The sequence below is a fragment of the Sarcina sp. DSM 11001 genome (genome assembly GCF_900101015.1).
Classification (GTDB): domain Bacteria; phylum Bacillota; class Clostridia; order Lachnospirales; family Lachnospiraceae; genus CAG-791.
The window spans coordinates 37,820-60,220 of record NZ_FNFZ01000024.1 but is presented as its reverse complement, the minus strand read 5'-3'; the positions used below and the strand labels follow the sequence as shown (position 1 = coordinate 60,220).

General features: G+C 53.4%; 18 protein-coding genes. 14 read left to right on the top strand and 4 right to left on the bottom strand.

Features of this window, described 5'->3' with window-relative positions; translation table 11 throughout:
- The first annotated feature begins 80 nt into the window (after positions 1-80).
- The 8 genes from BLT02_RS12730 to BLT02_RS12700 all read left to right on the top strand — a co-directional run bounded on the left by BLT02_RS12730 (position 81) and on the right by BLT02_RS12700 (position 5,616).
- Positions 81-347 carry a hypothetical protein gene (locus BLT02_RS12730; RefSeq protein WP_092996161.1) on the top strand — a complete coding sequence of 89 codons (267 nt, stop codon included), beginning with the start codon at positions 81-83 and terminating at the stop codon, positions 345-347.
- Positions 348-486: 139 nt separating this feature from the next.
- A complete protein-coding gene (locus BLT02_RS12725; protein WP_092996158.1) occupies positions 487-1,287 on the top strand; it encodes an NAD-dependent protein deacylase in 801 nt (266 codons plus the stop codon).
- A 166-nt stretch (positions 1,288-1,453) separates the two neighbouring features.
- Complete coding sequence (locus BLT02_RS12720) at positions 1,454-2,323, top strand: YitT family protein (RefSeq protein ID WP_242869807.1); 870 nt, start codon at positions 1,454-1,456, stop codon at positions 2,321-2,323.
- Between the two features lie 529 nt (positions 2,324-2,852).
- On the top strand, positions 2,853-3,476 hold the full coding sequence (gene dhaL, locus BLT02_RS12715; protein WP_092996154.1) for a dihydroxyacetone kinase subunit DhaL: 624 nt from the start codon (positions 2,853-2,855) through the stop codon (positions 3,474-3,476).
- A 4-nt stretch (positions 3,477-3,480) separates the two neighbouring features.
- Complete coding sequence (gene dhaM / locus BLT02_RS12710; protein ID WP_092996151.1) at positions 3,481-3,888, top strand: dihydroxyacetone kinase phosphoryl donor subunit DhaM; 408 nt, start codon at positions 3,481-3,483, stop codon at positions 3,886-3,888.
- Between the two features lie 206 nt (positions 3,889-4,094).
- A complete protein-coding gene (gene dhaK / locus BLT02_RS12705) occupies positions 4,095-5,093 on the top strand; it encodes a dihydroxyacetone kinase subunit DhaK (protein WP_092996148.1) in 999 nt (332 codons plus the stop codon).
- A 21-nt stretch (positions 5,094-5,114) separates the two neighbouring features.
- On the top strand, positions 5,115-5,270 hold the full coding sequence (locus tag BLT02_RS17225; protein WP_175453830.1) for a hypothetical protein: 156 nt from the start codon (positions 5,115-5,117) through the stop codon (positions 5,268-5,270).
- 16 nt (positions 5,271-5,286) lie between these two features.
- The gene (locus BLT02_RS12700; protein WP_092996145.1) at positions 5,287-5,616 is read left to right on the top strand and encodes a rhodanese-like domain-containing protein; all 330 of its coding nucleotides are present in this window, start codon (positions 5,287-5,289) and stop codon (positions 5,614-5,616) included.
- A 161-nt stretch (positions 5,617-5,777) separates the two neighbouring features.
- Here BLT02_RS12700 and dprA read toward each other — a convergent pair whose 3' ends face one another.
- Together dprA and BLT02_RS12690 are read right to left on the bottom strand one after the other, a co-directional pair.
- Positions 5,778-7,559, bottom strand: a complete 1,782-nt coding sequence (dprA, locus tag BLT02_RS12695; protein ID WP_092996142.1) for a DNA-processing protein DprA — start codon at positions 7,557-7,559, stop codon at positions 5,778-5,780.
- Positions 7,560-7,565: 6 nt separating this feature from the next.
- Positions 7,566-9,116 (bottom strand): YifB family Mg chelatase-like AAA ATPase, encoded by a 1,551-nt coding sequence (locus BLT02_RS12690; protein WP_092996139.1) that lies wholly within the window; start codon positions 9,114-9,116, stop codon positions 7,566-7,568.
- Positions 9,117-9,604: 488 nt separating this feature from the next.
- On the opposite strand from BLT02_RS12690, the gene BLT02_RS12685 reads away from it, so the two are divergent.
- The 3 genes from BLT02_RS12685 to aspS all read left to right on the top strand — a co-directional run bounded on the left by BLT02_RS12685 (position 9,605) and on the right by aspS (position 14,169).
- Complete coding sequence (locus BLT02_RS12685; RefSeq protein ID WP_175453829.1) at positions 9,605-10,777, top strand: hypothetical protein; 1,173 nt, start codon at positions 9,605-9,607, stop codon at positions 10,775-10,777.
- A 253-nt stretch (positions 10,778-11,030) separates the two neighbouring features.
- Positions 11,031-12,293, top strand: a complete 1,263-nt coding sequence (hisS, locus tag BLT02_RS12680; protein ID WP_092996133.1) for a histidine--tRNA ligase — start codon at positions 11,031-11,033, stop codon at positions 12,291-12,293.
- 91 nt (positions 12,294-12,384) lie between these two features.
- Positions 12,385-14,169: an aspartate--tRNA ligase gene (aspS, locus tag BLT02_RS12675; protein WP_092996130.1), complete on the top strand. Its 1,785-nt coding sequence runs from the start codon at positions 12,385-12,387 to the stop codon at positions 14,167-14,169.
- A gap of 206 nt (positions 14,170-14,375) precedes the next feature.
- Here aspS and BLT02_RS12670 read toward each other — a convergent pair whose 3' ends face one another.
- Both BLT02_RS12670 and BLT02_RS12665 read right to left on the bottom strand, forming a co-directional pair.
- On the bottom strand, positions 14,376-15,134 hold the full coding sequence (locus BLT02_RS12670) for a 4'-phosphopantetheinyl transferase family protein (RefSeq protein ID WP_092996127.1): 759 nt from the start codon (positions 15,132-15,134) through the stop codon (positions 14,376-14,378).
- A gap of 278 nt (positions 15,135-15,412) precedes the next feature.
- Entirely contained in the window at positions 15,413-16,309 is an 897-nt protein-coding gene (locus tag BLT02_RS12665; RefSeq protein WP_092996124.1) for an alpha-hydroxy acid oxidase, read from the bottom strand.
- Between the two features lie 414 nt (positions 16,310-16,723).
- On the opposite strand from BLT02_RS12665, the gene BLT02_RS12660 reads away from it, so the two are divergent.
- The 3 genes from BLT02_RS12660 (at position 16,724) to recJ (ending at position 22,305) form a co-directional block, all read left to right on the top strand.
- Positions 16,724-17,797, top strand: coding sequence for a hypothetical protein (locus tag BLT02_RS12660; RefSeq protein WP_092996120.1), 1,074 nt, complete (start codon positions 16,724-16,726; stop codon positions 17,795-17,797).
- A 242-nt stretch (positions 17,798-18,039) separates the two neighbouring features.
- A complete protein-coding gene (gene secD / locus BLT02_RS12655; RefSeq protein WP_092996116.1) occupies positions 18,040-20,448 on the top strand; it encodes a protein translocase subunit SecD in 2,409 nt (802 codons plus the stop codon).
- Positions 20,449-20,517: 69 nt separating this feature from the next.
- Positions 20,518-22,305: a single-stranded-DNA-specific exonuclease RecJ gene (gene recJ, locus BLT02_RS12650; protein ID WP_092996113.1), complete on the top strand. Its 1,788-nt coding sequence runs from the start codon at positions 20,518-20,520 to the stop codon at positions 22,303-22,305.
- Positions 22,306-22,401 lie beyond the last annotated feature (96 nt).

Below are 22,401 nucleotides of genomic sequence, written 5' to 3'. Positions count from 1 at the left end.
TGTACTTCTGAGTGACATTCTGATCAAGTGACGAACCGGTTTTGGCTGCGTTGGGGTAAAATCCTGAAAGAAATATAAACATGATTATTTCGCAATTTGATTACCGGATGTATCAGGATGAAATCGCGGAGCTGCGTGAGGAAATGACGCAGCTCCTTATTTCTATGGAGCTTTTTCATCAGTCCCATTCACAGGAGGAATTTGACCGGTGGTGGACAGGAGAGGGCAGGGAGAGAAGGTATTTTTCCTGTAAGGGAAGAGTCGAAAAACTCCAGAACCTCCTGGCCTTTGCCCGGGTGGAGGAGCAGGATCATCCTAAGATGAGACCCGGCGGCAGCGGAAGCTGATTTTTCACTTCAGCGGTAAAAACAGCCAAAATCTATATTCAGGGCATGACCTGCGGACCTAAATGCTGTATCATATAGTTAATAGTATTTGACGGATATTTTAAACAGATTTCAGCAGTTCGGAAGGGAGGTTTCAGGGATGAAGCATATCGGTTGTTTCGCAACTCAGAAGGAAGAGAGAGAGCATCTGAGAAAACTGAAGGGCGAGGAGAAGTATGAAGCGCTCAATGAGATGATCGCGGTTTCAAAGCATATCGCGTTCTTTGGCGGTGCCGGGGTTTCAACAGAGAGCGGGATCCCGGATTTCAGGAGCAAGGACGGACTGTACAATCAGCACGATGTCCGGTTCGATGCCTATCAGCCGGAATACCTGCTGAGCAATCCCTGCCTGGAGAGAGAGCCCAAGGTCTTTTATGAGTTTTACAGGCAGAAGATGGATGCCCGGGGAATCCTGCCCAACAAGGCGCATTACAAGCTGGCTGAAATGGAGGCAAAAGGAAAGCTCGAGGGAGTGATCACGCAGAATATCGACGGCCTGCACCAGGCAGCCGGAAGCAAGGTGGTCTATGAGGTGCATGGATCCACTCTGCGCAATTATTGTGACCGCTGCGGAAAGAAATATCCTTCGGACGCGATCTATACCAGCGAAGAGGCCGTCCCGCACTGCAGCTGCGGCGGCAAGATCCGTCCTGATGTCACTCTTTACGGGGAGATGCTTCCCAGTGACGCATGGTCCGGTGCAGGGAGGCTGATCTCCCGCGCAGACCTGCTGATCGTGGGCGGGACTTCGCTGACTGTCTACCCTGCCTCCTCTCTCGTGAGTTCCTACAGGGGCAAATATCTTGTCATCGTCAACAGGGACAAGACTTCGCAGGACAGCTCCGCGGATCTGGCTTTCCACGACAGTATCGGCGAGGTATTTTCCCACATCGAGGTTTAAGAAAATTTAAGAAAGTGTAACCTCGTGCAGGCGTTCTGCGCGAAATGGTCAGGTTATTGCCGCACGGCTTTTCAGGCGGCCTGCGGCATTTTGCGTAAAAAGCACCGCACGGATGAAAGTATATGGCGGGCAGATCAGCCTTCCTGTCTGACAGAGAGGTATATTTGTGAAGGATTTAAAACTGGATCCCCGGAATGATTTGAGGCGTGCTGTCGTCGTGGCGTTCGCTTCCGTACTTATGGCACTCAACATCAAGACGTTCGTGCGCACGGGAGGGCTTTATCCGGGCGGCGTAACCGGCCTGACGGTGCTGTTTCAGAGAATCGCGCTGCAGTATTTCCACGTGGAGCTGCCTTTCTCCGTGGTCAACATTCTGCTTAATGCTTTCCCCGTCTATGTGGGTTTTAAGTTTATCGGCAAAAAGTTTACTCTGCTGTCCTGTGAAATGATCGTTATCTCAGCGGTCCTCACAGACCTGATCCCCACCCATCCGCTCACCTATGATACTCTGCTGATCGCCATCTTCGGCGGTCTGATCAATGGAGTGGTCACTACGCTCTGTCTGCGGGTGAACGCGACCACAGGCGGTATGGATTTTATTTCCATTTACCTTTCCCAGAAGCGCGGTCTGGACGGGTTCACGATCGTTCTGGGTTTTAATGCGGTCGTCCTCCTTATTGCCGGATATTTCTTTGGCTGGGATAAGGCGCTGTATTCCATTATTTACCAATATACAACGACGCAGACGCTGCGCCTTCTTTACCGCAATTACCAGCAGGAGACCCTGTTCATTGTCACGGACAAGTGGGATGAGGTCCGAAGAGCGATTTATGACACCTGTCAGCATGGTTCTACCATCTGGGCGGCAGAAGGCGGCTACAAGGAGGACTGGCGTAATGTCGTCTACTCGGTCGTGGCCAGGTCTGACGTCAAGCGTGTGACCAATGTGGTCCGCACGATCGATCCGGGAGCTTTTATCAATGCCATCCCCACGGAGCGGATCACGGGACGATTTTATCAGGAACCCAAGGACTGAACCGGGTTATGGCAGACTGATGCTGAATATGGGATTTTGAAAAAAACAGATGCGGAAAAAAGTCTGATACAGGCAGATGTGGAAAAAGAAAGTCTGACCCGGACAGATGCGGAAAAGGAAGTCTGACCCGGGTAGATACAGAAAAGGAAGCTGACCCGGACTGGATCAGCAGCATATTACGGATACAGGAGCCGGACCTGAAGGGCAGCAGTTGCCAAGGGCCGGCTCTTTTATCATTTCTGACTGGCATCATAGACCGGCATCATAGACCGGCATCATAGACCGGCTTTACAGACTGTCCTATCTGACGTCCTTTCTGACAGGTTTAAAAATGGTTATTCCGGGCTGTTTTGTATGGATTTCTGTATTTTTTGTGCACTTTTTTTAAGACAGGTATATAATAATGTATAGGTTTATATATCCGGCAAACAGTCCGGCAAACAGTCCAGTATATAGTCCGGCATACAGTCCGGTATAGAGTCAGGAATACAGGAACAGAAGCCGGTCAGGTCAGAAGGGAGTTGAGAATATGGCATCGAAAGTCTATGGGTGCATCGCTAAGATCGCCGACAGCATTATCGCAAATAAGGAGTTCCTGACAGAACTTGACCGTGAGATCGGCGATGCGGATCACGGGATCAATATGGCAAGGGGTTATACGGAGGCTCTCGGCCAGCTTCCGCAGGATGAAACGGATATTGGTGCGGTTTTGAAAAAAACCGGAATGGTGCTGATCTCCAAAGTTGGAGGCGCTTCAGGCCCCCTCTACGGGACTGCTTATATGAAAGCGGCTAAAGCAGCTGCCGGAAAGACAGAACTGACTGTCCAGGACGGAAAGGAGATCCTGGAGGCGATCATCGGCGGGATCAAGCAGAGAGGGAAGGCGGAGCGCGGGGAAAAGACCATGCTGGACGCGATCATTCCTGCTTATGAAGCCTATGCAGCTGCCGCTGACGGGGGAAAAGACCTCGCCGGCTGCCTGGACGCCATGTGCGCGGCGGCAAAAGAAGGTGTGGAATACACAAAGACCATTCGTGCGACCAAGGGTCGTGCCAGCTATCTCGGAGACAGGAGCATCGGGCATCAGGATCCCGGCGCCACCTCATCCCTGCTGACCATGGAAGCTGTCAGGGGCTTTGTCGAGGAGGGATAAAAAGATGGTAGGGATAGTCATTGTCTCTCACAGCAGGCTCGCCGCGGAAGGGATCCGTGAACTGGCGGCACAGATGGCAGGACCTGATCTTCGCATCATTGCCTGTGGAGGAATGGAGGACGGGAGCATCGGTACAGATGCGGTCCGTATCCAGAATGCCATGATCGAAGCGGACAGCGGGGACGGAGTCTGCGCCATGGTCGATCTCGGAAGCGGGATCATGAGTACGGAGACGGCCATGGAGCTTCTGGAATTTGATGATGACCATTCGGATCTGCGGGTCATGATCGCGGATGCCCCTGTCCTGGAAGGCGCTGTCAGCGCAGCGGTCTCGGCTTCTGCAGGAGACCCCCTGGAGGCGGTCATCGCGGCAGCCGAGGAGGCAAGGGGCATGAAAAAGCTCAGTGACTGAGTAAAGATTCCTGTGGGAAGCCATCGCGGCAGCCGTGGAGGCAAGGGGAATGAAAAAGCTCAGTGACTGAGTAGGAACTGGTTCGGAGTGAAGGACTGAAAAAGTAAGTACTGAGATACTGCGTGAAGGAATGAAAAAACAGGATGCCTGCTGGTAGATGATTACAGTGTGCACTGTGGTGAAATATGTCAGGAATGGAGGTAATCATGAAAAAACTGATCAATGGAGTCGACAATGTAGTTGATGAGATGCTCAACGGAATGACAGCCGCTTTCCCCCAGTACATTGAGCGTGTACAGGGTACCGACGTTGTCGCCCGTACCGGGGCGAAGAAGACGGACAAGGTCGTCCTGATCAGCGGCGGCGGCAGCGGTCATGAGCCTGCCCACGGCGGATATGTCGGCAGGGGAATGCTGGATGCAGCAGTGGCAGGTGCTGTGTTTACATCACCCACTCCGGATCAGGTCTATGAGGCGATCAAGGCTACGGAGTGCGGAAAAGGCGCACTGCTGATCATCAAAAACTATACCGGCGATGTCATGAACTTCGAAATGGCCGCGGATATGGCTGCGGATGAGGACATTGTCGTCGAAAAGGTCATTGTGGCGGATGATGTCGCTGTCGAGAACTCCACCTGGACGACCGGCCGCCGCGGGATCGCCGGCACTGTTTTCGTACATAAGATCGCAGGTGCCTGCGCGGAGACAGGGGCTGAGCTCGCCGAAGTCAAGTGCGTCGCCGAAAAGGTCATCGCCAATGTCAGATCCATGGGTATGTCTGTTTCTCCCTGCACTGTTCCCGCAGTCGGCAAGCCCAGCTTCGAACTTGCTGAAGACGAGGTCGAGATCGGGATCGGCATCCACGGTGAGCCCGGCACGCACCGCGAAAAGATCAGCAGTGCGGCGGCTACGGTAGATACTCTGGTGGGCAAGATCCTTGACGAGGGCATCTATGGTGAGGGCGACGAAGTCGCCGTCATGGTCAATGGAATGGGAGCAACCCCTCTGAGCGAGCTGTTCATTGCCAACCTGCGCGTAAAAGAGATCCTCGATGAGAAGAAGATCAGGATCGCAAAGACCGAGGTGGGCAACTTTATGACATCCCTCGATATGGCCGGCTTCTCTGTCACCCTGCTCAAACTCGACGACGAACTCAAGGGCTTTTTGAACGCACCGGCGGATACGCCCGCTTTCAAGCAGGTCTGAAATCCCTGATAAGGATAACTGATGATTGATCCGGAAACCTTTGGTCCTGCCCGGGAATTGTCCGGCCGCGTTGGCGGAGTGCCCTTTGACGGGATCCGGGAGCCCGTGGACGCAGCGGAACTGTCCGGCTGCGTTGGCGGAGTGCCCCGCACAGCTTTTGAACACTGGATAAAGTAAAACGCATGGAGGTCCAATGTCTTTTTTAGAAATCTTTAAATCTGTTGATATAAACAAAGAATTAAACCGCTGCAGGACTACAAAGGGCGCCATACTGCTCGATGTCCGCACGGAGGAGGAGTACCGTCAGGGACACATCGGCGGAAGCCGCAATATTCCTGTTGAGAAGATCGGCAACGCCGTGAACCTCCTGCATGACAAATCCGCCCCCATTTTTGTCTATTGCCTGAGCGGCCAGCGGAGCAGAAAAGCCGTATCAGCCCTGCGCAAGCTCGGGTATACAGAAGTGTACAATATCGGCGGAATAGAACAGTATCAGGGCCAGCTTCAGAGAGGAAAACGCTGATCCATTACAGGAAACAGATTTCAAGACTTGCTCGCGAGTCGACCTCGATGAAGAATAAAACAGGCATAAAGCAGACAAAAAAACAGGCAAACAAACACACATAAACATTTAAAGCAGAACAGCCGCAAAGGAGAATCACACTCCTTTGCGGCTGTTTTCCATTACCGGGTCTTCCGGAAGTATCCTGCAGAGGTCTCCTCGACACGCCCGTCTGTTTTCAGGCGCAGAAGACATGGTATGACCCTGGTGAGCCCGAAAGAACCGGCAAAAGTCTTCCTTTCGACAGGGATGTTGTTGACCTGCTCAATGATCCTTTCCAGATGCATTCCGTCCTCCGGGGAGAGGACCTCGAGGATCATTTCCTCCAGGGAATCGACCTTTATTTCCGGCTCTGCTATTTCCAGTGGCTCAAATATGTCTTCCGGCTCTGCTTTTCCCGGTGGCTCAAATATGTTCTCCGGCTCTGTTTCTTCCAGAGAATTAAACATGAACGCAGACTCTATTTCTTCCAGGGGACCAGGCTTTTTTTCACACTCTTCTTTTCCGTCAGTTTCCGGAAGGCATAGCCCGCCACCTGCCTTGAGATACCGGGGTTCCCGACGGTAGTCGCTGCAGAGAGGAGAGTTGCGGCTGCGGCTGCCTTCTCGACCTTCTTCGGGTTCAGACCGGCTGCTTTCCCGCCCAGCGCAAAGTACAGGACATGCATGGGATCCGGAACCTTTGAGGATATTTTCCCGTAGACCGTTTTTCCTTCGGCTGCAGCCAGGGCTTCCTTTTTCTCCTTCTGGGAGATCATCATTTTCAGTGCGAACAGGGCGGCCAGCTTTACAGCCTTGTGCTGCAGTTTGGCCTTTTTCTTTTGCTGTTTCCTTATCTGATTCATGGTTTCCTCCGGACAGATTGGCACCGGCGGCAGCGGCCGGCCGCCCTTTGCCTGTTTCAGGAGCAGGAGTGTCTGTTTCAAAAAAGTATTCGAGCAGGTCTTCCGGGCAGGTCGCAGGTGCGGCTCCCTGCCGGATCAGGCGGTTGCAGCCGTCGCTTAGACTGTCGCTGACGCGGCCGGGAAGGGCAAAAACATCTCGTCCCTGTTCAAGTGCCATATCGACAGTGATCAGAGTCCCTGATTTTTTGCGTGCTTCAATGACCAGGACAGCGTCCGCGAGCCCGCTTATGATCCTGTTGCGCAGTGGGAACAGGCGGGCCTCCGGAGGAGTCCCGGGAGGATACTCCGAGAGAATGCCGCTCTGTTGCAGCAGTCTGTCGTAAAGAGAGCGGTTTTCCTCCGGATAACAGATATCCACTCCGCAGCCCAGCACCGCGTAGGATCTGCCTCCCGCGTCAAGCGCGGCTGTCTGCGCGATGCCGTCGATCCCTCTCGCCATGCCGCTGATGATCGTGATCCCCCGGGAAGCCATCCGATAGGAAAAGCGTCTTGCCTGTTCCCTGCCGTAACCGGAGGCAAGCCGGGCGCCGATCACGGCCGCCGCGGGAGATTCGAGCCCGGGAAAAGGGGGCGGATCAGGGGGGAGAAGCGGTCCCCGGCAGTAGATCCCGAAGGGCGGATCCGGGATAAACCGGAGCCGCGAAGGGAAGCTTTCTTCTATTATACAGGAAAAAAAGATGCCTGTGCGCGCAAGATTCTCTTCAATGCGGGCAGGATCCTGTTTTCTGGCCCGGAGAATAAGCTGTGCAGCCTGCGCCGCATGTTTTCCTGAAGGGATGGCTTCCGCGCACAAAAAAGAAAGCTGCGGCTCCGGAGCAGTGTAGAGCAGGCGGGCAGCTTCGCCCCAGTCTGCCGGACCCGGGAAACAGTCTCCATCCGGGTCTGTCCGGCTGAACAGACTGGATTCTCCTGCAGACTGAAGAAGCGGAAAGATCCTTTTTCTCCCCAGTCCCCTGATCTGGTCCAGCCAGCACAGATATTTATGGGTCTCTGTATTCATTGACGATCATCCTCCCTTCAGGTCCTCCGGCCGGCGGAATGAGTAGGCCAGGTAGAGATGGTTCTCGCGGATGTTTTCCTGTCCCTCCAGATCAGCGATGGTCCTTGCGACCCGGATGATGCGGTGATAAGCGCGCACGCTCATGCCGCTGGTCTCAAAAAGCTCGCGCAGGCACCCTTTTTCCCTTGAACCGAGAGGACAGAATTTCTCCAGGTCCGGCGGGCGCATATCGGCGTTGAAAAGGATCCCGCTGTCACGGAATCTGTGCTTTTGCCGCTCACAGGCCTCCATGACGCGGGAGCGGACCTGCGCGCTGGATTCCTCCTGCTTCCCTTCACTCTGAAGATCGTCGATCCTGGCGCGGGGGACGGTCAGGTACAGATCCATGCGGTCGAGGAGCGGGCCGGAGATCCTGGACAGGTATCTCCTGATCTGGGAAGAGGTGCACCTGCAGCGGTTCCTGTCCGGATAATAGCCGCAGGGACAGGGGTTGCAGGCCCCCAGCAGAATAAAGCGGGAGGGGTAGCTGTAGCTTCCTGACTGCCGGACGATCGTAACGCTGTGCTCTTCGAGGGGCTGACGCAGCAGATCAAGTAATTCTCTGCCGAATTCAGGCAGCTCATCCATAAACAGGACTCCCCGGTGGGCGAGGGAGATCTGGCCGGGCATGGGGATGATCCCTCCCCCGACAAGAGCGGCGCCGGTGATCGAATGGTGGGGCGCCAGGAAGGGTCTGTCCAGAACGACGGGAGCTCCCTGGGGGAGGGCTCCCGCAACGCTGTAGACGGCAGAGACCTCCATACTCTCTTCAAAGCTCATGGGAGGGAGAATGCCCGGCATGCACCGGGCCAGCATGGATTTTCCTGTCCCCGGAGGTCCCGTCATCAGCATGTTGTGAAAGCCCGCCGCCGCGATCTCCATGGCCTTTTTGGCGAAGGACTGGCCGCGCACGTCCCTGAAATCAGCACCTGTCCCCCGGAATCTGCCGGAGTAGAGTGCCTGAACATCTACCTTTGCGGGAGGAATCACCCTGTCCCGCCTGTCGGGTGCCGTACACATATACATGATCAGCTCATTGATGGACCGCACGCCGACCACCCGGATCCCCTCGACGACTGCCCCCTCGGTTTCATTTTCCTTTGGCAGGATGCACAGCCTGATCCCCTGCTGCTTTGCACACTGCACAATGGGCAGGATGCCCCGCACCGGCCTGATCTCACCGTTCAGACCCAGCTCACCCGCGACCAGAACATTTTCGAAGTCCTCCTGACGCAGGAGCTCCATGCAGATGAGCTCGCCCACGGCGACCGGCAGGTCAATGACGATGCCTCGCTTGGGGATGTCCGCGGGGGCCAGGTTCACAGTGATCCTGGCGGAAGGGGAAGAGATCCCCGCGTTTTTCAGGGCGACACGGACCCGTTCGCCGGCCTCCCTCATCTCCGCGCTCATGAATCCGACCATATGGAAGGAGGGGAGACCGCTTGAAATATTGGTCTCCACCCGAAGCAGATAGCTGGTGATGCCGTGGACGGCCCCTGTCATGATCGTACTGTACATTTACTGCTTCCTCCCCGAATCTGCCGGTTGACCAGTCCTGATTGCTGCCGGCGGCGTCCGTTTCATGCTTCCTCCCCGAATCTGCCGGTTGACCGTAGCTTACTGAAAAATTCAGCCATTTAAAACGGCAGTATGAGACAAAGTGGAACAGGTTATATAGAAAAAAATCCATGTATCATCATCTGACCTTTTGGGAAGAATTATCCGACCTTTTCGAGTGATTGTCAATGAAATATTTATTCGACATATAAAATTTTCGGATGGATTGAAAATGTGTTAATATAAGAATGTTAAATAATTAAAAATAAATTTTTATCCAACATAATAACTTTATTATCATTTATTATGAACTAATCGACTTTTTGGATGAAATAGAGTAAACTTACAGACAAAGCTATCTTGCATACCCCGGGAGGGGAAGGATGCAATAAGGATGGAATAAGGATGCATTAAGAAGAAAACGTAAGGGCTCATCGGTCTGGAGGTGGATGATGAAAAAGAGAATGGCAGTTTATATTTGCTGTATGTCCATACTGTGTGTGCTTATCGCGGGACAGAGCCGGGTGACCGCACAGGAAGTATCCAAAGAGGGTACAACACAGGAAGTTTCTGGAGAGGAAACGACACAGGAGGAGACCGCAGCTGCAGGGAGTACCATGACAGAGTCGACGGACAGGATCCTGGCAAACGGCCTTTTTTCAGTGACTATGCCTGAGGAGGTTGAAGGACTCTATGTGGGGCTGATTGATGACCGGTCAATCTTTATCTGTGACAAGAAGTCGCGTGAGGAAGGGGCACCCGGGATGGTATTTGAGATTTCCGCAAAAGAGCCGACAGAGGAATACTGCTATATTCCTTCGCTGAAAAAATATGGTGAACTGACGTCGTCAGACGGGACTATATACGATATGACGTTCAGAAAGCCCACTGATGCACAGGCCAGTTACAAGGACGGCAAGAGGTCGGAGACCTATGATAAACTTCTGGATTCAGGGGTACAGGTTATGGGTACCATAGCTGGCACGAAGGGAGGTTTCTATACTGCCGGTGCGGGAATAAAAGGGGAGGATCTTTATCAGGATGTGCTGAAAAAATATGTGACGGCAATCAATGAGAAATGGAATTCCGCCCTGTTGGAGGAAGAAGGGATGAGCCCGGCCTATGAGCTGATCGGTAAGATTTACGGGGAAGCTGCCCTGGACCGGATCTGTTACGCATACAGCGACCTTACTGATGAGGGCGTGGAGGAACTTCTGGTCGGTGAGATCCCTGACGGAGAGCAGGTATTCAAGATTTATGATATTTATACCATCAAAGAACACAAACCGGTTCATGTCCTGAGCGGATGGAATGAGAACTGGTATGTTGCCGGAGAACTCTATTTGTACAATGTGTATCGGGGGTTGAACGGGGAGGAATACTGGTCGGTTCACAGTCCTGATTACAGTATTGTTTATGAAAAAACAAAAGGTTACTCAAATGGGATGGATATCTTTGTGATTGACCCCAGCAGGAATGAAGACCAGCCATGGTTTTTTTATAACGGGCCGGATAACTGGAAAAATGTTTCCAGGGAGGAGTACGAAGAAAGATATAACAGGATCGTAAAAGTGAAAGAAATCGAGCCCAAACCCTTGTCAGAGCTGGCCGATGACCGGTGAAGCAGGGCTTCCGGACCGGTATTAGCCGGGGGATTATCGGATTTTTATCGAATTTTTGCCGGGGTTTCCTTCCTGTTCTCAGTTTCGGGAGGTTTACAATGATTATGAAAAAGAGTAAAATAAAAAACTGTCTGTCACGGCCGCAGACGTGCAGCAGCAGACAGTCTCGATCGGGAGAATGTCAGCCTAGTTTGGTCACGGCCGCAGGCGTGCAGCAGCAGATGAGCTGAGCAATAAAGAATAGGAGACCCATATGGCATTGATTAAGAAGCCTGTCACAGGCATGAAGGACATTATGCCCGAAGAGATGGAGATCCGTGATTATGCGATCTCTGTGATAAAAAAGACTTATGCTGATTTCGGTTTTTCGTCCATCGAGACGCCGTGCGTGGAAAATATTGCCAATCTGACCAGCAAGCAGGGCGGCGACAATGAAAAGCTGATCTTTAAGATTCTGAAAAGAGGAGAGAAGCTCAAACTGGAGTCCGCGAAATCGGAGGAGGATCTGGTGGACGGCGGTCTCAGATATGATCTGACAGTCCCTCTTGTGCGCTACTACGCAAATCACGCCAATGATCTGCCTATGCCCTTCAAGGCTCTGCAGATGGGAAATGTGTGGCGTGCGGACCGCCCTCAGAAGGGACGCTACCGCCAGTTCATGCAGTGTGATATCGACATCATCGGTGAGGAGACGAACCTGGCGGAGATCGAACTGATCCTGGCGACCACCACGACGCTGGGGAGGCTGGGCTTCAAGGGCTTCCAGATCCGCATCAATGACCGCCGGATCCTGGCCGCGATGGCGGCTGCCTGCGGATTCCCCGAGGAGAGGTTCGGCGAGGTCTTCATCATTCTGGATAAGATGGACAAGATTGGGATGGACGGCGCCGCGAAGGAGCTGGTGGAGAGCGGATTCTCTCAGGAGAGTACAGATGCCTATATCGGCCTTTTCCGCGGTCTTGAGGAGGCGGAGGACCAGCTGAGATTCCTCGAGGAGAAGCTCCAGGGCGTGATCAGCCCTGAGGTCATCCCGGACCTGCGCACGGTCATTGACAGCGTCAGCGCGGTCAGGGCTGCGGATTTCCGCATGGTCTTTGACCCCACGATCGTCCGCGGCATGGGTTACTACACTGGCACGATTTTTGAGATCGCCATGCCGGAGCTGGGGATCAGCTGCGGAGGCGGCGGGCGCTATGACAAGATGGTAGGGAAATTTACCGGCAGGGATGTCCCGGCCTGCGGTTTCTCCATCGGTTTTGAGCGCATCATCCTGATCCTGATGGAGCAGGGCTTTAAGATTCCCGGACGTCCCCAGAAAACAGCGTTTCTGATCGAAAAGAATCTCCCCGCGGAACGTCTGCAGGAGGTCATGGTGCGTGCCCAGGAGGCCCGTGCGGAAGGAAAACAGGTGCTCATCGCCCGTATGGCAAAGAACAAAAAGTTCCAGAAACAGCAGCTCAAGGACCGCGGTTATGAGGACTTTGAAGAGTTTTATAAAAACCCGATCGCGAAGTAAAGGGAACCGAGAAGAAATAGCACGAGAAGAAATAGTACGAGAAGAAATAGTACGAGAAGAAATAGCATAGGAAAGAAGGACTACAATTAAAATGGCAGAATCGATGAAAGGGCTGCACCGCACATGCCGGTGTGCCGAGCTGACAGAGGAGTATGTCGGAAAGACAGTGACAGTGATGGGATGGGTCGCCAAGCAGAGAAACAAGGGCGGAATCGTGTTTGTGGATCTGCGGGACAGGAGCGGCCTGATCCAGCTGATCTATGAAGAGACGGACTGCGGCGAGGAGAATTTTCGCAAGGCGGAAAAGATGCGCGCGGAGTTCGTAGTCGCGGCGACCGGTAAGGTCACTATGCGCTGCGGCGCGGTGAACCCCAATCTTCCCACAGGCACGATCGAAGTGCGCGTGACGGACACCAGGATCCTTTCGGAATCCGAGACGCCTCCCTTCCACATCGTGGAGAACAGCAATACCAAGGAAGAGCTCCGTCTGCAGTACCGCAGCCTTGATCTACGCAGACCGGATATGCAGCGTAAGCTCATGCTCCGCAGCCGGATCGTTCAGGATATGCGCACTTTCATGGACAAAGAGGGCTTCCTCGAGATCGAGACGCCCATCCTTTGCAAGTCCACGCCGGAAGGCGCAAGGGACTATCTGGTACCCAGCCGTGTGAAGCCCGGTACCTTCTATGCCCTGCCGCAGTCTCCCCAGCTCTTTAAGCAGCTGCTGATGTGTTCTGGATATGACCGCTATTTCCAGATCGCCAGGTGCTTCCGCGATGAAGACCTGCGTGCCGACCGCCAGCCTGAGTTTACCCAGGCGGATATGGAGCTGTCTTTCGTGGATATAGACGATGTCATCGATGTCAACGAGCGCCTGATCCAGTATGTGGTGGAGCGCGCGATCGGCCTTCATGTCGAGATCCCCTTCCCCCGCATGAAATGGATCGATGCCATGAACGACTACGGCTCGGACAAGCCCGACACCCGTTTCGGTATGAAGCTGGTGGAAGTAACAGACCTCGTGAAGGGCTGCGGGTTTGGTGTTTTTGCGGACGCCGCTGAAAAGAAGGGCTGGAGCGTCCGGGGCATCAACGCCAAGGGCCAGGGCGGGATGGGCCGCAAGCAGATCGACAAGATCGTCGAGATGGCGCGCGGAAACGGCGCAAAGGGCCTTCCCTATATCTCCCTGAAGGAAGATGGTTCTGTCAAGTGTTCCTTCGCGAAGTTTGTCTCCGAGGAGGAGATCAAGGCCCTGGTGGACCGCATGGGCGGCGAGCCCGGCGACCTTCTGTTCTTCGCAGCGGATAAGAACGGCATCGTCTGGAATGTCCTGGGTGCCCTGCGCCTGAAGCTGGGCGAGGACATGGGTCTCATCGATCACAGCCAGTTTAATTTCCTCTGGGTCGTCGACTTCCCTCTCCTTGAGTGGTCAGAGGAAGAAAACCGTTTTATGGCGATGCACCATCCCTTCACCATGCCGATGGAAGAGGACTGGGACCGCATTGATTCCGATCCCGGCAGTGTCCGGGCAAAGGCCTATGACATCGTTCTCAACGGAGTCGAGCTCGGCGGCGGCAGTGTACGTATACACCAGAGCGACATCCAGGAAAAGATGTTTGAGGTCATCGGCCTCTCCAAAGAGGAGGCAAATGAGAAATTCGGTTTCCTGCTCACTGCTTTTAAATACGGCGTTCCTCCTCATGCAGGACTCGCCTACGGTGTTGACCGCTTCGTCATGCTTCTGGCCGGCGCGGACAGCATCCGTGAGGTCATCGCCTTCCCCAAGAACAAAGACGCGGCAGACCTCATGAGCGGGGCACCTGACGTGGTCGATCCCGTGCAGCTCACAGACCTGCATATTGCAGTGGAAGAGTAAAAAGAGTAAAGCAGTGGCAAAGTAAGCTAGAACAGAACAGAAAAACAGAACAGAAAAACAGAACACAAAAACAGAACAGACAGGGACCTGCAGAGGAATGAACGGTACAACGGTACAGATGAATAATCTGTATAATGATCTGCAGGCAATCAGAAAAGAGACCTGGGCGGCAAGGAATGAACGGTGCCGCACAGGTCTGTTTTTGTTTAGATATAATGGATTTGAATCCGATCCGGAATAGTTTCGGCACAGACGGCCAGGGTGTAACCGGGGGGACCGCTCAGCAAAGCATATTCAGCCGGAGACAGCAGGTCCTCTTTTTTCAGGACAGACAGGCTTCCTTTCTGTATTTCTCCAGCGGTATCCATTCTCTTATCCAGCGTATCCTGTCTCTTATCCTGCATCGATGGGATCAGCGGAACCGGCCGGATCAAAAAGCTGTTCAGATCGGCCCTCAGGCCGCATCCGCAGTATTTGAGATACGCCTCTTTAATGCTCCAGAGACGGAAAAAGAGTTCCAGCTGATCCTCCCGATCCTTTATGGCAGCCAGAAGCTCATATTCGTCAAGGGGGAAAAACCTCCTGGCGATGCGCAGTACATCACTGTGAGGGGGACTGGTTGTCTGAATATCCAGACCGATCTCCCGGTCAGAAAAAGCACCTGCAAGATAATTGCCGGAATGGGACAGGTTGAAGAAAATCCCTGTTTTTCCTGTAATCTCTTCAGAAAAAGAAGGTTTACCGTCTCTGCCCAGACAAAGCATTTTTGACGTCAGCCTCTCCGCAAGAGAGTCTGCTCCCATAAAGTGCAGTCCTTTACGAAGAAGGAACAGGCGGGGATCCCTGTCCTCCGCTTGCGGAAGAGGACAGGTGTGAAGCTTTTTTGATACAGTTTCCTTTGATACATTTTCTTTTGTTTCATTTTCCTTTGCTTCATTTATATCCAGGATCAGGACTGAGATCATATTTTCCTCATGCTTTCATCGGGGAGCTATATGGGAGTTACAAGCCGCCCGCACAGGCTGTTCATCGGCAGGCCCGGGGCAGCACTAACATTTTATCAGATTCCCGGAATCATTGCGATGACAGAAAAGAATCATTGCGATGACAGACCCCCCTGTGATCACAGAAAAGAATCATTGCGATGACAGAAAAAAGTTCCGTTATGATCAGAGAATCGACGGGAAATCAAAAGGAGTCTTCGGTCTGTGATCTGATCATTTTTCAGGTATAACACCATGGGTCAGCCGATAAAGCAGTCTCTGTGGATGACAGAGGGATCCATCCTGTTGAGATTCGTACATCCTGTAAATGCCATTGCTTTGGCCAGCTCGCCCTTGGTTTTTGTGAGATAGTCAAAGACGCCGTCTTTCCTGTCATTCGTATAGGCTGACATCAGAGGCCTGCCGATGCAGACACCTTTTGCGCCGAGGGCGATAGCCTTGAAAGCATCCATGCCGGTCTGGATCATGCAGTCCACAAATACTGGGACATCAGGTCCTGCCAGCTTTACGATCTCCGGCAGGATATACAGAGGCGGCAAAGCATATTCGATCCTGTTGTTGTGATGCGACACCACCATGCCCCTTACACCGGCCTTGAGCGACTCCTTTGCGTCGTAAAGGCTCAACACGCCTTTTGTGATCAGAGGCAGTTCTGTGGACCTTACGATCTGTGCCAGTTCATCCGTTGTCAGGGCTTTCATTTCTTCTTCGTCTACGATGTCGGGAGAACCGTCCTCCGAGAAGGGATGGTCGATATCAATACCCACTGCGAGCAGTCCCAGTTTCTGTGCGTGCTCAATCTTTTTGTAAATGAGATCGCGGTTTGCATAGGGCTTGATGATTTCGATCAGGCGTACACCTGTCCCGGCGAGCATCTCGATCTCGCTTTCTTTCGCTGCTCCATACCACATGACACATCCTGCTTTTTTTGCACCGAGAGCGATGCCGCGGGCCATGCCGCCTTCCCCGAGCTGTTCGAGATGGGAGAGGGCTGCCGTCATGACCGGAGACGCGAACGTTTCCCCATACAATGTGAACCCCGTATCGGGATTATCCGAATTCATATAGCGTGTTTCAATCAGCAGAGAGTCCAGATAGTTTCTTGTGATCCTGTTGGAATTACCAGCCTGTGACATTGTAAAACCTCCTTCTTTGCCTGCTTGCCTGCTTCCGCTTTGGGGCGAATCTCTTTATACAAGGCGGAAATCATTTCATATAAGAGAATTATAAGGCGCCGGGAAGAGATGGCATATGGAAAAATGTACAGTGCCCATCTCTTGTTTTCCCTCAGGACCAGGTACGACACAGGGCGGATGAACCCTGTCGTCCGCTCCCTCACGAGCTTACATGTCCCACAGTCCGTGATTAATTTGCGGTTTAATTGCGATGACAGGAAAAGGTAAATCTGGTATGATGGAAGCGTAGAGTTAATGCCGGAGAAAAAGACTGAGATACAGATCCGGATTTATATTGAGGCATAAATGCAATTTTGGTCTGGTCCCGGAAATCTGCCGGGAGACAGAGAAACTGGATAAACGAGAGGGAAAGTCATGAAAAAAAATATCTGGGCCGCCTTGCTGTGTATTATATTTGCCACAACACTTCTGGTATCGGGATGCAGTTCTTCCGGTACAGTAAGTAAAACGACGGGTGACAGCGCCGGGAAGGGGCAGGAAACGTCCGGTAAGCAGCTGGAGGATTCGGAGTCTGTTCCTGAGGAGGGGATCCTTGTCGGCAGTGATTCCTTTCTGAACGAAGGGGAATCTGAAGAAGAGGCTGAAGAAGAGACTGAAGAAGAGATTGAAGAAGAGATTGAGGAAGAGATTGAGGAAGAACCTGAAGAAAAATCCGGCGCAGAGTTAGAAGAAGAGCCGGAAGAGCCAGGCTCCGGGGAGGACGGGAGCATTTCCGCAGAGGTTTCCGGACAGGAGACAAAGAAGGAGGAGACGCCGGCCGGAGCAGCTGCCGGGACTGTAAGTGATGATACTGCATCCAAAAAGGAGACTGCAGAGGCAGAGGCAAAGGAAAAACAGCCGGAAGAGAAGCAGGAAAAAGGCAAGACAAAAGAAGCCGCGGCAAAAGAAGATCAGACGAAAGACGGCAGCCGGGAAGAAGGGCAGAAAGAAAACAAGGAAGTAACTGAAGAAGAAACTAAAAAAGACGATACTGAAAACGAAGAGAATAAGAAAAAGGAAAACAAGAAAAAAGAAGAGAAGGATATCCTGAAAGACCTGCAGGCAGGGCTGGAAGGTGAGTATATTCCGGATGGGTTTGAACCGGAGGGAAATTATGTACTCATTTATGATTCCGGATACACTGTCAAAACACGGTATTCCAAGGTCGGGCTGACTTATTATTGGGAGAGCGAGGAGTTTTTCTTTAAACTCAATAAGGATCTTCCTGATATGAAGGCTTATGTGGCACATATGCTGTTCAACACGGCAGAGCCGATGTCAGATCCGGGTGAGGAAGTCTTCCCTTACGATGAATCTTATGTGCTCTACGTGGATCTCGATAACGGGAACAGCTATCAGATCGCCAAGTACAGTCTCGACCGGACGGGCCGGATCTTTGTCCGGGAGTTATTTGAATCCTTCCGCCAGAGATTTGAGGGAACCTTCTGAAAAAACTTCCTTAACCCTGCTCAGAGAGCAAAAAACAGCTGGAAAGTAATAAAAGACAGCTGAAAAGTAATAAAATAAGAAATAAAATATGTGAAAAGTGTTTTACAATCATGCGGACATGGTGCTATAATGCCAAAGTGTCCGCTTTTATATGTGTCCTTTTTTCGGGACGCATAGTGCGGAACAGGGACCGGGACGTGCGTCCCTGTTAATCCTATACATGTTGGAGGAGTTGATCGAAAATGAAGAAATCGAGAGCGGTCATATCCCTTCTGCTCGTGGCGGCCATTACATGCCTGATGGCGTACACTGTGCTGATTGGATTTGGCAAGGGACACAGAGGATCGTATCACAACATTAAGAAGGGTCTGGATCTCGCGGGCGGCGCGAGCATCACCTATCAGGCAGTGGGCGAGCAGCCCCCGTCACAGGAAGACCTCAATGATACAAAGTACAAGCTGCAGCGCCGTGTTGATCAGTACAGCACGGAAGCGCAGGTGTATACCGAGGGAACGGACCGTCTGAACATCGAGATTCCCGGTATTTCCGGCGTGGCTGAGACAAACAAGATCCTGGAGGATCTGGGCCGTCCCGGTTCGCTGTACTTCATTCGCCAGACGGATGCAGAGGGCAAGGAAAACTATCAGCTCGGTGTCACCGAAGAAGGCAGCATTGAGTATACGCTTACCAAGGATCTCGACAAGATCATCGCGGACGGAGATGCTGTCGTCACCGGTACTCAGGTCACTGATGCCAAGGCGGGCTACCAGCAGGACGATATGGGCAACAAGCAGATCGTTGTCTCCCTGACCTTTAATGATGAAGGAAAGAAGGCTTTTGCGGATGCTACGACCAAGGCTTTTGCCGCAAAAGAGTCGATCGGTATTTACTATGACGGCCACTTTGTCAGCGTCCCCTCTGTGCAGGCGGCGATCACTGACGGCCGCGCGGTGATCACAGGTGAGAATACGATCGAGGAGGCGGAAAACCTGGCTTCCACGATCCGTATCGGCGGACTGAAGGTTGAGCTCGAAAGACTCCGCTCCCAGATCGTCGGCGCCCAGCTGGGGCAGGACGCGATCCGCACCAGTAAATTCGCCGGCATGGTCGGTTTTGCGCTCGTCGCTCTTTTGATGATCGTGATCTATCTGCTGCCGGGTTTTTCGGCGGTTCTGGCTCTGTGCATCTATGTCCTGATGATGGCACTGGTGCTCAATGGCTTTGACATCACCCTGACTCTGCCCGGTATCGCGGGTATCCTTCTGTCTGTCGGTATGGCAGTCGACGCGAACGTCATCATTTTCGCCCGTATCCGTGAGGAGCTGGCCACCGGCATCGGTGTCCGCACGGCGATCAATAACGGCTACCACAAGGCTCTTTCCGCCATCATCGACGGCAACGTGACAACCCTGATCGCGGCGGCAGTTCTGGCTGTCCTCGGATCCGGTTCCGTCAAGGGCTTTGCCTATACACTGGCTATCGGTATCATCCTTTCCATGATCACATCCCTGTTCGTGACCAGGCTGATCATGAACATCTTCTATGGACTGGGCCTCACCGACAAAAAGCTTTACGGCGTCGGTAAGAAGAGAAATCCGGTTGCTTTCGTCGAGCACAGAAAGATCTTCTTTGCGGTCTCTATCGCAATGGTTCTGGCAGGCTTTGTCGCCATGGGCGTTTTCCAGGCGAAGGAGGGCAATCCCCTCAATTACAGCCTTGACTTTGTCGGAGGCACGGCGACCAGTGTCAGCTTTAATGAGGACATGAGCCTCGCGGACATCGAAAAGCAGGTCATTCCGGTCTTTACAAAGGTGACCGGAGACAATAATGTACAGGTACAGAAGGTCGCGGGCAGCAATGAAGTGATCTTCAAGTCCGCAGTCCTCGATACCGAGAAGAGCACAGAGCTCTCCAATCAGCTGGTTGAAAAATTCAAGGTCAACAAGGACAGCATCACTTCGGAGACCATCAGCTCCACCATCAGTGATGAGATGAAGCGCGACGCGCTGATCGCTGTCGGTGTTGCCCTGGTGCTCATGCTGCTTTACATCTGGTTCAGATTCAAGGATCTGCGCTTCGGTGCGTCCTCTGTCCTGTGCCTGGCTCACGACGTGCTGGTAGTACTCGCCTTCTATGCCTTCGTGCGGATCAGTGTTGGCAGCACCTTTATCGCCTGCATGCTGACGATCGTAGGTTATTCCATCAACGCGACGATCGTTATCTTTGACCGCGTCCGCGAGAGCTTGCGTACCCGCGTGAGGAACCAGAGCCTGGCAGAGCTCGTCAACGAGAGCGTCACGGACACTCTGTCCCGCAGCATTTTCACTTCCCTGACCACCTTCTTTATGGTGCTCACGCTCTTTATTTTCGGCGTGGCCAGTGTCAAGGAGTTTGCCCTTCCCATTATGATCGGCATCATCTGCGGCGCTTATTCCTCTGTCTGCCTGGCGGGTTCCATCTGGTATGTTCTCCGCAAAAAGGCTGATGACGCAGCCCAGGCGGCTGCGCCGGCCAAAAAGCAGAGCAGCGGTTCCGGAAACCAGCAGTCCAAAAAGAAAAAGGACGATTATTCCAATCTCTCCAAGAAGGAGCGCAGGGAGCGCCGCCGTAAGGAAGAGGAGGCTAAAAACAAGTCCAAGATCACCGTCTGATCCGGTATACAGGCAGGGAGGATGTACCGCATCCTCCCTGTTGTTTGTTCTTTATCGCGGAGACAGTTTATGGCTAAATGGATGGTTTATACAAAGAAGGCAGATTTCCGGGCGATCGCGCAGGAATGCGGGATCTCCCAGGTGCTGGCGCGCCTGATCCGGAACAGGGACATCATAGGGGTCGAAGAGACCAGGCGTTTCCTTAAAGGAAATCTCGCGGACTTGCATGATCCCCGCCTTCTTCCGGATATGGAAAAGGCTGTCGGGATCCTGAGCAGCAGGATCAGGGACGGGGCTTCTGTGCGTGTGATCGGGGATTATGATGTTGACGGGATCTGCGCCTCCTACATCCTGATGAGGACTCTGGAGGTCTGCGGGGCAAAGGCCGATGTGGTGCTCCCGGACAGGATCAGGGACGGATACGGCATGAATCCCCGGATGTCCCTGGACGCGGCCCGGGACGGGGTGGGCGTGATCCTGACCTGTGACAACGGGATCGCCGCGGCAGAGGCGGTCAGGACCGCAAAGGAAGCAGGAATCTGTGTAGTGGTGACAGACCACCACGAAGTCCCCTTTGAGGAGGATGCTGACGGCACGCGCAGGTATATCCTTCCTCCCGCGGACGCTGTTGTGGATCCCAAAGTGCGCGACCCGCAGACAGGAGAGACCGTGTATCCCTTCCCGGAAATCTGCGGGGCGGTCGTGGCCTGGAAGCTGGCGGATCTCCTCCTGCAGGAGCTGGCTCCGGACAGCCGCTCCCGGGTCCTCAGGGACCTGCTGCCCTTCTGTGCCCTTGCAACTGTCTGTGATGTCATGCCTCTGCTGGATGAAAACAGGATCCTTGTGAAGAAAGGACTCGAGGCAGCTGCCTCCACCGCCAATATCGGCCTCAGGAGCCTGCTCATCGTCAACGGACTGGAGGGAGCAAAGCTCACCGTCTACCACGCCGGGTTTGTGATCGGGCCCTGCATGAACGCCACAGGACGCCTGGACAGCGCGGAGAGGGCTCTGGCCCTTTTTCTCGAACAGGATCCCCGGGAAGCCCTGCGCAGCGCGCAGAAGCTCCGCGAGCTCAATGACAGCCGCAAGAGCCTCACTGAACAGGGGGTTGACATGGCCCTGAAACAGGTCAGCGAACAGCACCTGCTCGACCACAGGGTCCTGGTGATCTATCTGCCGGACTGCCATGAATCGCTCGCAGGCATCATCGCGGGCAGGATCCGCGAACGTTTCTGCCGGCCTGTCTTTGTCCTGACCAGAACGGAAGAGGGCCTGGTCAAAGGATCCGGCAGGTCGATCGAAGCCTATGACATGTTTGCTTCCATGACGGCTGTGAAGGACTGCTTCGTCAAATTCGGCGGGCATAAAATGGCCGCGGGTCTGTCCATGGAAGAGACGATGATCCGTCCCCTGCAGGAGCGCCTGGAGGAACACTGCTGCCTCAGGGAGGAGGATCTCACCGATGTGCTCCACATCGACATGGAACTGCCCCCGGGGCTGTGGACCCGGGAGATGACTGAGGAACTCAGCCTCCTCGACCCCTGCGGTACTTCAAATCCAAAGCCCATGTTTGTCGCCCGGGGGATCCGCCTGCACGGGATCCGCATTATGGGGAAGGGCCGCAATGTCCTCAGGCTTGAGGCCGCCGGAACGGACGGCAGGAGCCTGCCGCTCATCCGTTTTCAGGAGGATGGGATCTTTCGCGAGGAACTGACTGAAGCCGCGGGCAGACCTGCCTGGGAGGCTCTGCTCAGAGGATATGCGGATATACCCGTGAGCATGGTCTATTACCCTCAGATCAATGAGTGGCGGGGCAGGAAAACACTGCAGTTTGTGGTGCGGGATATTCATTACTGAAGTATTTGTGAAAAGTTCAACCGACCGGATGAAGCGATTTGATCATGTGCTTCACAGGATCGGTTTGAAAACCGGATGATCAGACAGTTTAATCAA